Below are 13550 nucleotides of genomic sequence, written 5' to 3' on the forward strand. Positions count from 1 at the left end.
GCACCGTTCGGCTTACTTGCCCGAATACAGGTGGCATTTCATGTCTGTTATTTCGAAAGAATCCGTGGCCGCGGCGGCCACGACCAGCCTGTTCGTCCTGCTCTGGAGCAGTGGCGCAATTGTTTCCAAGTGGGGGCTGGCCCACGCAAGTCCCTTTGCCTTTCTGCTGATCCGTTTTGTCATCGCCCTGGCAGCGTTACTGCTGCTTGGCCCCTTGTTGAAATTGCGTTGGCCGCAAGGCCGGCGCGCGTGGCTGCAGGCGATTTCAACAGGGTGCGTGCTGCTTGGTGCTTATCAGATTTTCTACCTGTTGGCCCTGGATGGTCACGTCACCCCCGGGGTAATGGCCACCGTGATGGGGGTGCAGCCGATTCTCACCATCGTGCTGATGGAGCGTCAGCGCTCCTGGAACCGGCTGTTCGGCTTGTGCCTGGGCCTGGCCGGGCTGGTAATGGTGGTTTATCAGGGCATAGGCTTGGGAGGCGTATCGTTTGCCGGCATGTGTTTCGCGTTGCTAGCGCTGGTGAGCATGACCCTGGGCACGATCATGCAAAAACGTATTACCACTAATCCATTGGGTACCTTGCCGTTGCAGTACCTGGCGGGGTTGCTGCTGTGTGGGGTATTCGCGCCCTTTCAGCCGCTGCATATCGATCCGGGCAGTGACGTGCTGCTGTCGGTGCTATGGATGGGATTAGTGGTTTCGGTGTTCGCCACCTTGCTGCTCTACCGGTTGATTGCCGGGGGCAATCTGGTGAATGTCACCAGTTTGTTCTACCTGGTACCGGCGGTGACCGCCATCATGGACTACCTGATCTTTGGCAACCGACTGGCATTGCTGAGTGTACTGGGCATGGGGCTGATCGTTATCGGCTTGCTGTTCGTCTTCCGCAAGCCGGCCTACGCGCCTCAGTCAGGCAGGGTTGAAGAGGCCTAGCGGTAACTGAGCCTGGCACGGCGTACAGGCAGCCAGCCGTACGCCGCGCCTGGTAATGCGCTCAACGACGGGTACAGGTCTTTACCTGATCACGCTGGGCTTGAGCACCAGCCACAAGGCCAGCGCAATCAATGCTCCACCGTACAGGTGGGCAGCAGACAACGGTTCGTCCAGTAACCAGGCTCCCCAGAGTACGCCAAACGCGGGAATCATGAAGGTCACGGTTGACGACTTGACCGGGCCGATCTCGCTGAGCAGGCGGAAGTACAGGATGTAGGCAAAGGCGGTGCAGACCAGCCCCAGGCCCAGCAGCGATAACCAGACCTCCCAACCACCCCAACTGGCCGGTGGCTGGGTCATGACGCTGTAGCCGAACAGGGGCAACAGCAGCAGAGTGGCGCCGAGCATGCTGCCCAGCGCTGAAAGGCGGCTGTCCAACCCGCCCTGGTGGTCGAGCCAGCGTCGGGCAAGAAAACCCGCGAAGCCATAGCAGGTGGTTGCCGCCAGGCAGGACAGGGCGCCTTGCAGCAGGTTCAGGTCGAAGGCTACCGGCCCGGCGCCACTGAGAATGCCGACGCCGAGCAGGCCGAGAAAAATGCCGGCGAGTTTGCTCAGGGTCATGGGTTCGCGAAAGAACAGCGCACCGATCAATACGCCCATCAAGGGCGTGGTGGCATTGAAAATGGCCGAGTAGCCGGCTGGCAGCACTTGCGCCGCGACGGAGTACAGGGTTGCCGGAATGCCTGAGTTCACCATGCCCAGCACAAGGCACGCCTTGAGTTTGCCGTGAAAATTCCACTCCACTCGCAGCAGTGCAAGGATCATCAGCAGCCCAGCACAGGCAATCGAAACACGGAAGAACGCCGTGGGCACAGTGCCCAGTACCGGCGCAATAATGCGCATGAACAGAAAGCTGGCCCCCCACACGGCAGCGAGGGTCAGCAGGCGGGTCAGGGCGATAGGGCTCACGAGGGTCTCCGGTCCTTGGTGCGGGCCGCGAGTTTACGGTAAATGCTTGATCGCCTCGCTCTGTTTCTTGCGCTGGTTTCCTGAGTAAGGATCATGCCGTTCGCGCGGGCCGGTTGCAGTAGCGTTGTCCGTCCTCCAGTAATTCCAGGGATGGGCAGTACACCGGCGCGCTGAATTAGGTCTGTTTGCTACCTTTTGGCCGAAGTATCGGTGCGAGGAGTCTTTTCGTCCTGTGGGAGACTGACCTAAGCTCAGGCTTTATCCACGACACCGAGGTCCCTGTATGCCCCAGCCATGGCCGGCCGCTGATATTGCCCGGATGATCCTCGAAGGTTTCGACGACTACCGTGAGCATTTCCGCTGTATTACCGACGGTGCCCGTAGTCGCTTTGAGCAGGCCCAGTGGCAGCAAACGCAGAGCGCCTCGGCGGCACGGATCAACCTTTACGAAGACAAGGTCAGCGAGGTCAGCCAGCGCCTGCACCAGGCGTTTACCGATGAGGTGCTGCTGGATGTCGCCTATTGGCCATTGGTCAAGAGTGCCTATATCGACCTGATTGATCCACGACTGGACGATGAGCTCTCCGAAACCTGGTACAACTCGATTTTCTGCAGTCTGTTCAGCCATGACCTGATCAGCGACGGCTGCATGTTCATTCACACCACCCGGCCTTCGCTGCGTAGTCACGAGCGAGCCGCGCAAACGCGCATTTACCGTCCTGACGGGCGCTTGGCGGATATGCTCGCGCAGATCTTTGCAGATTATTCGTTTGATGTGCCCTATGCCGATTTGCAGGGCGATCTGGCGCGACTTGAAGTGCAACTTCGAGAAAGCCTGCCGGACTGGGTGTGCAAGGACCCCCAACTGCAGGTCGAGTTGTTTTCCTCGGTGCTCTACCGCAACAAGGGTGCCTATCTGGTCGGGCGGATTTTTACCCAGGACGAGCAATGGCCTTTGGTAATCCCGCTACTGCACCGCGAAGGGCACGGTATCGAGATCGATGCACTGATTACCGACGAGGCGGACGTCTCTATCATCTTCTCGTTTACCCGTTCCTATTTCATGGTGGATGTACCGGTACCCGCCGAGTTCGTTGGCTTTCTCAAGCGTATTCTTCCGGGCAAGCACATCGCTGAGTTGTACACCTCGATTGGCTTTTACAAGCATGGCAAGTCGGAGTTCTACCGGGCACTGATCAACCATCTGGCCAGCACCGATGACCGCTTTATCATGGCGCCCGGGGTGCGTGGCATGGTCATGAGCGTGTTTACCCTGCCGGGCTTCAATACAGTGTTCAAAATCATCAAGGACCGTTTTTCACCCTCCAAGAGTGTCGATCGGGCCACGGTGATCGAAAAGTACCGCCTGGTGAAGAGTGTCGATCGCGTCGGGCGCATGGCCGACACCCAGGAATTTGCCGACTTTCGTTTTCCGCTGAGCAAGTTCGACCCTGAGTGCCTGGCCGAACTGCTGGAGGTGGCACCGTCTACCGTCGAGGTGCATGGTGATACCGTACTGATTCGCCACTGCTGGACTGAGCGACGCATGACCCCGCTCAACCTCTACCTGGAAAATGCCAACGATGCCCAGGTGCGTGACGCGCTGGAGGATTACGGCTTGGCCATCAAGCAGTTGGCGGCGGCGAACATTTTTCCAGGTGACATGTTGCTGAAAAACTTTGGCGTGACGCGCCATGGTCGGGTGGTGTTCTACGACTACGATGAAATCTGCTTTCTGACCGAGGTCAATTTCCGCTACATCCCGCCGCCGCGCTTCCCGGAGGATGAGATGGCCTCGGAGCCCTGGTATTCCATCGGCCCGCTGGATGTATTCCCTGAAGAGTTTCCGCCGTTCCTGTTTGCCGACAGCGCCCAGCGTCGCCTGTTCAGCCAACTGCATGGCGAACTCTATGATGCCGATTACTGGAAAGGCCTGCAGGAAGCGATCCGTGCGGGCAAGGTGATCGACGTCTTCCCGTACCGGCGCAAATGCCGCGAAGCGTGAGTCAGACGCCCGCCTTCAGGCATTTGAGCTGGCTGAAATCCTGGTGCACCTGTGCCAGCTTTTTCTCCAGGTGTTGCCGCTGATAGGGGCTGCTTTGAGCCATCAGGTCGACCAACAGGCTGCGGGTAGCGGCTTCGTTCTGTTGGTAGGCCTGGCGGTACGCAGGGGTCCAGAGACGTTCCCGGTCGATCAGCAAACGCTCCAGGCGCTCTGGAAAGTCTGCAGACTGCCGTTGCTCCACGGCGGCACTGAACTGCGCCTGCCATTCTGCCCGGTTGGTGATCCAGACATTACCCTGAGCGCCCAGTGAGTGTGCCCACTGGGTGATCCGCAACTGCTGTTGCGCGCTGAGCTCACCCAGCCAGGGTGTCAGACGCTTTTCCATGCGTCGGGTACGCTGGGCGATCTGTTTATCGAAGGGTGTATTGGCGTAAATTTCCTGCTTTTCGCGGGTATCTTCGGTAAACGCCTGACGCATGGCGCGTACCTGATCATCATCCAGGGCGCGTAACAGTTCTACCGCCGAAGGCGTGATCTGCCTGGCTACGTTGTCGATCGCGTGCTTGATTTCGTTGGTGCGCGCCTGCAATTGCGCCTCGGACACCTGATTGCTGGCCACCATCGACTTCACCCGATCGAGCCATTCAAGGTAACCCGGCAGTTGGGTGCGGCAGTGCCAGCTCAAATGTGTCGTGAGGCGCTGTTTAAGCCAGGTTTTCTGTTCGCGGTTCATGTCCAGGTAGTCGTTCAGCGACCAGGGCACGAGGATGTCGAGGTTGCGGTAGGCCAGATCAATCCGGTTGCAGGCTATCAGTGCGGCACTACAGAGAACCGCTAGCAGGAGAGGGCGCAGGTACTTGGACAGGCGGCTGTACATGAGCGGATCCTTGCATGGGCATGCCCTTTCTTTATAGAACAGGCAGGCTCTCTTGCCGACCCCACAGGTACGAACGGTTGAAAGAGACCTTCAGTGACCGGGCGGTGCCTTCGGTTCAGGTGTAGAATACCGGCCTCGCAACGAGGATTTTCGGACATGGCTTTAGTTGGGCGTTACAACAGTTTGCAAGTGGTAAAACATACGGACTTCGGTCTGTACCTGGACGGTGGAGCAGACGGCGAGATCCTCTTGCCCAACCGCTACATCCCCAAGGACACGCCCACTGAAGTTGAAGATTGGCTCAACGTCTTCGTCTACCTGGACAGTGAAGACAAGCTGATCGCCACCACCGAGAAGCCCAAGGTGCAGGTTGGCGAGTTTGCCAGCCTGAAGGTGGTCGAGATCAACAGCATTGGCATTTTCCTCGACTGGGACCTGCCCAAGGACCTGTTGATGCCGTACTCCGAGGAAAAGCATCCACTGCGTGCGGGCGACTACTGCGTGGTGCATGTCTACCTGGACAAACGCACCCGCCGCATTACGGCGACTTCACGTCTGGACCGTTACCTGGACAAGGTGCCGGCCAACTACAAGGTGGGGCAGCAGGTCGATCTGCTGGTCGCCGGCGAGACGCCCATGGGCTTCAAAGCGATCATCGACAACAAGCACTGGGGCCTTATCCACAAGAACGAAGTGTTCAAGTTCCTGCGTTCCGGCAAGCAGGAGAAGGGCTATATCAAGGAACTGCGCAGCGACGGCAAGATCGCCCTCAGCCTGCAGCCAATTGGCCAGCAGGCCGTTAACAGCCTGCACGACCTGATCCTCGACAAGCTCAAGGCGGCCAACGGCGTGTTGCCGGTCAGCGACAAGAGCGACCCGCAACTGATCAGCGACCTGTTCGGGGTCAGCAAGGGCAACTTCAAGAAGGCCATTGGCGCCTTGTACAAGGACGGCCTGATCGTGATCCACGCCGACCGTATCGAACGGGTCTGATCAGCTCTGCAGGAACCGGGCGAAACTGACATTGTTGCCGCCCGGACGCTGATCCTGCAGCCACGCATCGCGGTCGGCGCTCAGCGCCAGGCTGATGGTGGTACGGCGCTTGTGCGCATTACGCACCTCCATTTCCTCCAGGCGTGTGCGCAGGAAGCTGGTCGGCACCTTCAAGTGCTGCAACTGGTCGTTCTCCGGAGTGTGCAACAGCAGGTTGATCCAGTCACCCAGGCCGGTGTGCAGGCGCTTCACCGGTACATCAAACCACCAGATATTGCGCTTGTGATCGAGCGCGGCGAACAGGCAGTTGTCGGCGCTCAGCACCGGTGTGCCCAATTGCTGGTTGCGGCGGGCAATAGCGGTGGCTTTGTCGATTTTCATTGCGGGTTCCTACGGGTGACGCTTTGGCACGGTGTCAAAGATGCCGGGCATTTTACGCGTTCTGTGCGTGGCTGGGGTTAATTCCTGAGCCCTGATTGCTGCACTCTGGATGCCCATCGAACGATGATTTTCTCGGGCAAAAAACAGCCTGTTAATCACATTTTTTTGCATGATGGCTTTAGGCTATTGTGCGCAAGAAGTTGCGCACTGAAATGTGGATAACCCTGTGTATAGATTTGCGTAGGCCATATATTTCGGTGTGTACAGACGAGTGCGCAAGAAGTTGCGCAGCACTGCGCAACTTCTTGCGCACTTTTTCCTGATTATTTGTGCAAAAAACGACCAGTTCTGTTTGGTTTGTTTTTAAGCTTATGATTTTAAAGCATTTTAAAAAGTTGGCACGATCCTTGGCATTAGTCATTTCGTCGTGGGGCGTATTTCGCCCACGGTTTTAATGACTTTTTAGCAAGGAAAATACCAATGGCTACTCCTGCATACATGTCCGTCGAGGGCACCAAACAAGGCCTGATCACTGCCGATGCCTTCACCGCGGATTCCGTGGGCAATACCTATCAGGAAGGTCATGAAGACCAAGTCATGGTCCAAGGCTTCCAGCACGAAGTGATCATTCCCCGTGACCCGCAGTCTGGCCAGCCAACAGGCCAGCGTGTGCACAAGCCCATGGTCATCACCAAGGTATTCGATAAGGCTTCGCCGCTGCTACTGGCGGCGCTGACGTCGGGTGAGCTTCTGACCGAAGTCATAATCCAGTGGTACCGCACCTCGGCGGCCGGCACTCAGGAGCATTACTACACCACCACCCTGAAAGATGCGGTCATCGTCGACATCAGAGACTACATGCACAACTGCCAGGACCCAAGCAACGCGCATTTCACGCATCTGCAAGACGTGCATTTCACCTACCGCAAGATCATCTGGACGCATGAGGTCTCGGGTACCTCCGGCTCTGATGACTGGCGCGCGCCGGTTGCCGGCTAAGGCTGATTGATCTTACTGCGCAGCGGTCGGCCTTCGTGTCGCCCGCTGCGCACTGCCTGGCGCTGCCGATACCCTGACGGAGGAACATTGGATGTTCGCACCGGCCAATCAACCGCATTTCCGCCTGACCATAGAAGGTCTGGAACATGACCTTCAGGTGCTGTCCTTCAACGGGCAGGAGGCGATCAGCCGGCCGTTTCACTTCGAGCTCGAACTGGTCAGTGAACGACCCTCGCTCGATCTGGAGGGCCTGTTGCACAAGCTTGCTTTTTTGCAGTTTTCGCCCAATGGGCATGGCATACATGGGCAGATCTACCGCGTTGCCGTGGGCGATGCCGGTAAGCGCCTGACGCGCTATCGGATCACGCTGCGACCGCGTCTGTCCTATTTGGCGCACCGCAGTAACCAACGCATTTTTCAGCACCTGACGGTGCCGCAAATCATTGCTCGTGTGCTTGAAGAGCACGGCATCTTCAGCAACACCTATCGGTTTCACCTGAGTGGGGTCTATCCCGAGCGCGAGTACTGCGTTCAATACGCCGAGTCTGACCTGCATTTCATCCAGCGTCTGAGTGAAGAGGTCGGTTTGCACTATCACTTTCAGCACAGCGTCGAAGCGCACACGCTGGTGTTCGGTGATGATCAGACGGTGTTTCCGGTTCTTGCTCCTGTGCGTTATCAGCCTGACTCGGGCATGGTCGCTGAAGTACCCGTGATCAAGCACTTTGGCCTGCGGGTAGAGACGCGTACCAGCCGCGTCACTCGGCGTGACTACGACTTCAAGACACCGCGCCTCGAACGGGAGGGCAAGGCCGAAAGCGAGGCCAGGCCAGACCTTGAGGACTACGTGTTGCCGCTGACCGAAAACTGACCCAGTAGAGGCTGTTCTGCCGACTGAAAACTGACCCAGGTGTTCAACTGCTTCTGCTCAATTTTTGAGCAGGAGAACACAGGGTGATCAGTATGGAAATGATGGGCAAAATTCGGCGGATGTATTTCCGCGACAAGCTGTCGCTGCATGAGATAGCCAAGCGCACCGGGCTGGCGCGCAACACGATTCGCAAGTGGGTCAGAGCACCTGAGGCCAAGCAGCCGGTGTACCAACGCCGCGCGATCTTTAACAAACTCAGCCCTTTTCACGTCACGCTAGAGCAGGCGCTAAAAGCCGATTCGCTGCGCCCCAAGCAACAGCGGCGCAGTGCCAAGGCGCTGTTGGCGCAAATCAAAGCCGATGGTTATGACGGTGGCTACAGCCAGCTCACCGCGTTTATCCGTGCCTGGCGAGGGGGACAGGGCAAGGCGTCGCAGGCCTTTGTGCCGCTGACCTTTGCTCTTGGCGAGGCGTTTCAGTTTGACTGGAGCGAGGAAGGCTTGCTGGTCGGCGGCATTTACCGGCGTATGCAGGTGGCACATCTGAAGCTGTGTGCCAGCCGTGCGTTCTGGCTTGTGGCGTATCCGAGCCAGGGCCATGAGATGTTATTTGACGCCCATACACGCTCGTTCGGCGCCTTGGGCGGCGTGCCGCGCCGGGGCATCTACGACAACATGAAGACCGCCGTCGACAAGGTCAATAAGGGCAAAGGCCGGGCGGTGAATGCACGCTTTGCGGTGATGTGCGCGCATTACCTGTTCGATCCGGACTTCTGCAACGTCGCCGCTGGTTGGGAAAAGGGCATCGTTGAAAAGAACGTGCAAGACAGCCGCAGGCGTATCTGGCTAGACGCCCAGGACTGCCAGTTTCACTCCTTCGAGGAACTCAATGCCTGGCTGGGCCAGCGCTGCCGCGCGCTTTGGAACGAGCTGACGCACCCTCAATACAGCGGTCTGAGTGTGGCCGAAGTGCTGGAGTTGGAGCGCGCTGAACTGATGCCTGTGCCAGCGCCATTCGACGGTTACGTCGAGCGGCCTGCGCGGGTCTCCAGCACCTGCCTGGTCAGCGTCGGGCGCAACCGCTACTCGGTGCCGTGTGAGTACGCGGGTAAGTGGGTCAGCAGCCGTTTGTATCCGACGCGAATCGAGGTGGTGGCTGACGACGCGCTGATCGCCAGCCATGTCCGCTTGCTGGATCGCGACCAGGTCAGCTATGACTGGCAGCACTACCTCCCGCTGATCGAACGCAAGCCCGGTGCGCTGCGCAACGGCGCGCCCTTTGCTGATCTGCCGGCGCCGCTGCGTCAGCTTAAGCACGGTCTGGGGCGTCATGCCGGCGGTGACCGGATCATGGCGCAAGTTCTGGCTGCCGTACCGGTCGCCGGGCTCGATGCCGTGCTGGTAGCCGTTGAGCTGGTACTGGAGAGTGGCAGCCTGAGCGCCGAACACATCCTCAATGTCGTGGCACGGCTGACAGCATCCGAACCACCACCCAGCGTCGAAACCCACTTGTCGCTCAAGGAAGCCCCCGTCGCTAACACGGCGCGCTACGACCGCCTGCGTGGCCAGGTCGAGGAGGTCGGTCATGCGTGATTTGATGGCGGAACTCAAGGAGCTGCGCCTGCACGGCATGGCCACGGCCTGGGCGGAGTTAACTGCACAGGGTGAGTCGAACACAGCCTCGTCCAAGTGGCTGCTCGAACACCTGCTGGAACAAGAGCACACAGATCGCGCCATGCGCTCGGTGAGCCACCAGATGAACATGGCCAAGCTGCCGATGCACCGCGATCTGGCCAGCTTCGATTTCAACGCCTCTAGCGCCGACGCACGCCTGATCAGCGAGCTGGCCAGCCTGGCCTTTACCGACACCGCGCAGAACGTGGTGCTGATCGGTGGGCCAGGCACCGGTAAAACCCACCTAGCCACCGCGCTGGCCGTGTCCGGCATCACCCGGCATGGCAAGCGCGTGCGCTTCTACTCCACGGTCGATCTGGTCAATCTGCTGGAGCGCGAAAAACACGACGGCAAAGCCGGGCGGATCGCCCAGGCACTGCTGCGCATGGATCTGGTCATCCTCGACGAACTGGGTTATCTGCCGTTCAGCCAGGCTGGCGGTGCGTTGCTGTTTCACCTGCTGTCCAAGCTGTACGAACACACCAGCGTGGTGATCACCACCAACCTGAGCTTCGCCGAATGGTCGAGCGTGTTCGGCGACGCCAAGATGACCACCGCCCTGCTGGATCGGCTGACCCACCACTGCCACATCGTCGAAACCGGTAACGAGTCCTATCGCCTGCAACACAGTAGCTTGGCGGCCCAGGCCAAGATCAAATCACGGGAGCGAAAGCGTAAGGACGGCCAGGAACCGGAGGACGATGAGTCGTTCTGATTTCATGGTGACGACGGCCTGCTGCATGGCTGCATGTGGCAGGTCTTCAACAGCTGAACTGGGACAGCGAGGGAGTGGGTTCAAAAGCAGCTGCGCTGGTAGACTTATCCACAGTTGCTGGTAACAAAATCAGCAATCCGCCCTGGGTCAAATTTCAATCGGCAGGGTGGGTCAATTTTCCATCAGCGCCAACAGACTACGGCTACCCTGGACATTTCAATCAGGACAAGCAGGGTGCTCTGCTGGCCAAGCGAGCGTTGGAGCGCCATCGCAGCGATTACCAGCAAGCACACGGCGACAGTGATCAGCCCTTGTTGGTCAGCGGGCACTTCCTGCGCCTGGCCGAGCATGGCAACCCTGCCTGGAACGACCTGTGGCTGTTGACCGAAATCACCCATGAAGGCCGACAGCCTCAGGTGCTTGAAGAAGCCATCGTCAGTGATTTCGAGGCTGACCTCGACGGTTTTCATCAGGGCTACCGTAATCACTTCGTCGCCACGCCTTGGGATACCCCATTCCGTCCACCGCTTGAGCACCCCAAACCGAGGTTGTTCGGCACGCAGAGCGCAGTTGTCACCGGTCCCGAAGGCGAAGAGATCTATTGCGATGCCTATGGGCGGGTGAAGGTGCAGTTTTTCTGGGACCGTGAAGGCCAGGCCGACGAGCGCACCAGCTGCTGGATGCGTGTGGCCTCCAACTGGGCCAGTCAGGGTTTCGGGGCTATCTCGTTGCCGCGTATTGGCATGGAAGTATTGATCAGCTTCCAGGAGGGGGATCCTGACAGGCCGTTAGTCACCGGTTGCCTGTTTCATGGCGTTCATCTTCCGCCTTACCGGCTACCTGACTTCAAGACCGTCGCGACGGTCAAGAGCAAGGAGCACAAGGGTAGCCGCAGCAACGAGCTGCGCATTGACGACACCAATCAACGCACAGACGCCCGTGGCTACATGTTCCGTGTGGCCTTGCGCGACTCTTTACGTGAGGCCGAGCGCCAAAATACGCTGTTCACGGACATGCTGCCTGAAGAGCAGAAGCTGGAGAAACACAGTCTCTACGGGCTGAATCTTCAGGTGCCAGAGGGGATGGCGAAATGAAGGTTTTAGACGGGTTGTCTAGTGTGAAGTCTCTGCTGAGCCACTGGGTCAGGCCACGAGAACTGCCGCCTCAGCTGACGTGGAAATATGCACATGAGTCTGAACTGCTGGGCTGGAGGATAAAAGCGCGAAACTATAATACCGTTATTGCTAATGGGTTGTTTGTTTTCTGGCTGGTGGTTGCTGTTTGGTTTGGGTTTTCTGTGCACTCAAATTTTGAAAGGTACGATGAGCCTACGCGCTCATTGTGCGCTCTTTTGTTTTTTCTGTATTGATGGTAGCTGTGTTGAGCATGACCCATCAGCGCATGAACTTCGCCTACCGTTTTACAGCATCTGGTGCTGAATTTTGTGAGTGGAAAAATTTTCCAGAGTGGGCACTGAAATTCTTGACGTGTCTCGCGATTATTTCGGCGATTCTCTTTGCCTGTATGGCAAGCCTCTATCGCGACGCTAGCTTTCTAATCTATGCCGTGATCGCGCCCGCGAAGATGATGCTTTTGCGCGCGTCAATGAACTCAAAAAATTATCGTGGGGTACACACGATATTTCATCTGAGAACCTTTGAGTGGTCTGAGTTTACAGAGGTTGTTATTGATAAAAAGCAGGGGTTAGTGGGTTTGGAGTTTGCTTGGTATGACAATTATATGAAGGAGAATGCCCTTAGTGTCGCACCGTTGTTTGCCAAATGCTGCGAGCTTGATCATCTACTGGCCTTTTTCGAGGCGCGACTTCCACATCTTCCGCGTGTCGCCCGTCCCATAGACCGGGCTGCTTGAAGAGGGGCAAGCTGGCCGCTTCCAAGGCTTTAGGCGATTGCCAAGGATGCAGGCACCAGTGTACTCACTGGCATCTGCGCTGAAGCCATCGCAGGCAAGCCTGCGTCCCACAGAGAGCGCACGGCAAGAAAAATGGAACGTTGAGGGCGCAGTGTGGGTCAATGGGGCGATTGATCTCTTTGCAGTTGCGTTGTGCTGCCTGCCCGTTGCTCATTTAAACTAACGTGAGTTGATCACTGTTACCGCGCACATGGAACCTGCCGATGACTGTCGAGCAGTGACAGGAGACACCATGATATTTCCCGACTTGCGCGGCTTGCCGCTTCACCGTGTGCTGGTGAGAACGGTCCGCGAGTTTCTCAATGATGAGATGTCCACCTATGCGTCGGCACTGGCTTACCAGATGCTGTTTTCGCTGTTCCCCTTCCTGCTGTTCCTGATTGCATTGATCGGGTTCCTGCACCTGCCGGACTTTTTCTCCTGGTTGCGCTTGCAGTCTGAGCTGGTGCTGCCGCCGCAGGCACTGGAGCAGGTCAACCCGGTGATTGACCAGTTGCAGCAGTCCAAGGGTGGGTTGCTCTCGATTGGTATTGTTGTTGCGTTGTGGACGGCATCGGCGGGCGTACGGTTGATGATGAGTGCGATGAACGCGGCCTATGATGTGGTCGAGCAACGGCCTATCTGGAAGCGTTTTCCGCTGTCGATCATCTACACCGTGGGCATTGCCGGTATGTTGCTGGCTGCCGCTGCCTTCATGGTGCTCGGGCCGCAGGTGATGGCCTGGGTCGCGTCGCAGGTGGGGATGGAGGACTTCATCGTTACGCTCTGGATGGTGCTGCGCTGGCCGGCCATTGTCATTTTGTTGATGGTGGCGGTGGCATTGATCTATTACGTGATGCCAGATGTGAAGCAGAGATTCCGTCTGATCACACCGGGTTCGGTGTTGGCGGTAGTGGTATGGATCATTGCGTCTCTGGGCTTTGGTTATTACGTCAAGACCTTTGCCGATTACAACGCCATGTACGGCAGTATCGGTGCGATCATTGTGCTGTTGCTGTACTTCTATATCTCGGCGGCGGTGTTGCTGTTGGGCGCAGAGATGAACGCGGTGATCGACCATATGTGCGAGGAGATCAGCACCCTCGGCAAAAAGGCGTTTACCGATGACGATCATAGCCATGATAAAAAGCATGTTTCCGGACTTGGTCGCGATCATTCGCTCCAGCCTGAATCCGATCCCGAACGTTGAGTCGAATGC

At 57.8% G+C, this 13550-nt stretch carries 11 protein-coding genes and 2 pseudogenes; 10 read left to right on the top strand and 3 right to left on the bottom strand.

Annotation, left to right across the window (positions count from 1 at the left end; genetic code table 11):
• Positions 1–40 precede the first annotated feature (40 nt).
• Positions 41–937, top strand: coding sequence for a DMT family transporter (locus tag CS390_RS06620; protein WP_099773835.1), 897 nt, complete (start codon positions 41–43; stop codon positions 935–937).
• A gap of 81 nt (positions 938–1018) precedes the next feature.
• On the opposite strand, the gene CS390_RS06625 is transcribed toward CS390_RS06620, so the two are convergent.
• Entirely contained in the window at positions 1019–1906 is an 888-nt protein-coding gene (locus CS390_RS06625; protein ID WP_099773836.1) for a DMT family transporter, read from the bottom strand.
• 283 nt (positions 1907–2189) lie between these two features.
• On the opposite strand from CS390_RS06625, the gene aceK reads away from it, so the two are divergent.
• Positions 2190–3911 carry a bifunctional isocitrate dehydrogenase kinase/phosphatase gene (gene aceK / locus CS390_RS06630; protein ID WP_065761667.1) on the top strand — a complete coding sequence of 574 codons (1722 nt, stop codon included), beginning with the start codon at positions 2190–2192 and terminating at the stop codon, positions 3909–3911.
• Between the two features lies 1 nt (position 3912).
• Here the strand turns inward: aceK and CS390_RS06635 are convergent, their stop codons facing one another.
• Complete coding sequence (locus CS390_RS06635; RefSeq protein ID WP_099773837.1) at positions 3913–4788, bottom strand: DUF6279 family lipoprotein; 876 nt, start codon at positions 4786–4788, stop codon at positions 3913–3915.
• A 156-nt stretch (positions 4789–4944) separates the two neighbouring features.
• Here CS390_RS06635 and CS390_RS06640 point away from each other — a divergent pair, with 156 nt between their 5' ends.
• The gene (locus CS390_RS06640; protein WP_099773838.1) at positions 4945–5781 is read left to right on the top strand and encodes a S1 RNA-binding domain-containing protein; all 837 of its coding nucleotides are present in this window, start codon (positions 4945–4947) and stop codon (positions 5779–5781) included.
• On the opposite strand, the gene CS390_RS06645 is transcribed toward CS390_RS06640, so the two are convergent.
• Positions 5782–6162, bottom strand: coding sequence for a hypothetical protein (locus CS390_RS06645; protein ID WP_065761669.1), 381 nt, complete (start codon positions 6160–6162; stop codon positions 5782–5784).
• A 480-nt stretch (positions 6163–6642) separates the two neighbouring features.
• Here CS390_RS06645 and CS390_RS06650 point away from each other — a divergent pair, with 480 nt between their 5' ends.
• The 7 genes and pseudogenes from CS390_RS06650 to CS390_RS06680 all read left to right on the top strand — a co-directional run bounded on the left by CS390_RS06650 (position 6643) and on the right by CS390_RS06680 (position 13541).
• Positions 6643–7161, top strand: coding sequence for an Hcp family type VI secretion system effector (locus CS390_RS06650; RefSeq protein WP_099773839.1), 519 nt, complete (start codon positions 6643–6645; stop codon positions 7159–7161).
• A 91-nt stretch (positions 7162–7252) separates the two neighbouring features.
• Positions 7253–8017 (top strand): annotated as a pseudogene (tssI, locus tag CS390_RS06655) (type VI secretion system tip protein TssI/VgrG); the annotation flags it as partial.
• A gap of 107 nt (positions 8018–8124) precedes the next feature.
• On the top strand, positions 8125–9624 hold the full coding sequence (gene istA, locus CS390_RS06660; protein WP_157767171.1) for an IS21-like element ISPst3 family transposase: 1500 nt from the start codon (positions 8125–8127) through the stop codon (positions 9622–9624).
• On the top strand, positions 9617–10420 hold the full coding sequence (gene istB, locus CS390_RS06665; RefSeq protein ID WP_099773209.1) for an IS21-like element ISPst3 family helper ATPase IstB: 804 nt from the start codon (positions 9617–9619) through the stop codon (positions 10418–10420). The genes istA and istB overlap by 8 nt, the downstream gene beginning before the upstream one ends.
• Positions 10421–10560: 140 nt before the next feature.
• Positions 10561–11340: pseudogene (gene tssI, locus CS390_RS06670) on the top strand (type VI secretion system tip protein TssI/VgrG); the annotation flags it as partial.
• Positions 11341–11806: 466 nt separating this feature from the next.
• Positions 11807–12292: a hypothetical protein gene (locus CS390_RS06675; RefSeq protein WP_145991800.1), complete on the top strand. Its 486-nt coding sequence runs from the start codon at positions 11807–11809 to the stop codon at positions 12290–12292.
• Positions 12293–12584: 292 nt separating this feature from the next.
• Complete coding sequence (locus tag CS390_RS06680; protein WP_065761767.1) at positions 12585–13541, top strand: YihY/virulence factor BrkB family protein; 957 nt, start codon at positions 12585–12587, stop codon at positions 13539–13541.
• The last annotated feature ends 9 nt before the right edge of the window (positions 13542–13550 follow it).

The organism is Pseudomonas sp. HLS-6, from assembly GCF_002753995.1.
GTDB lineage: Bacteria > Pseudomonadota > Gammaproteobacteria > Pseudomonadales > Pseudomonadaceae > Aquipseudomonas > Aquipseudomonas defluvii.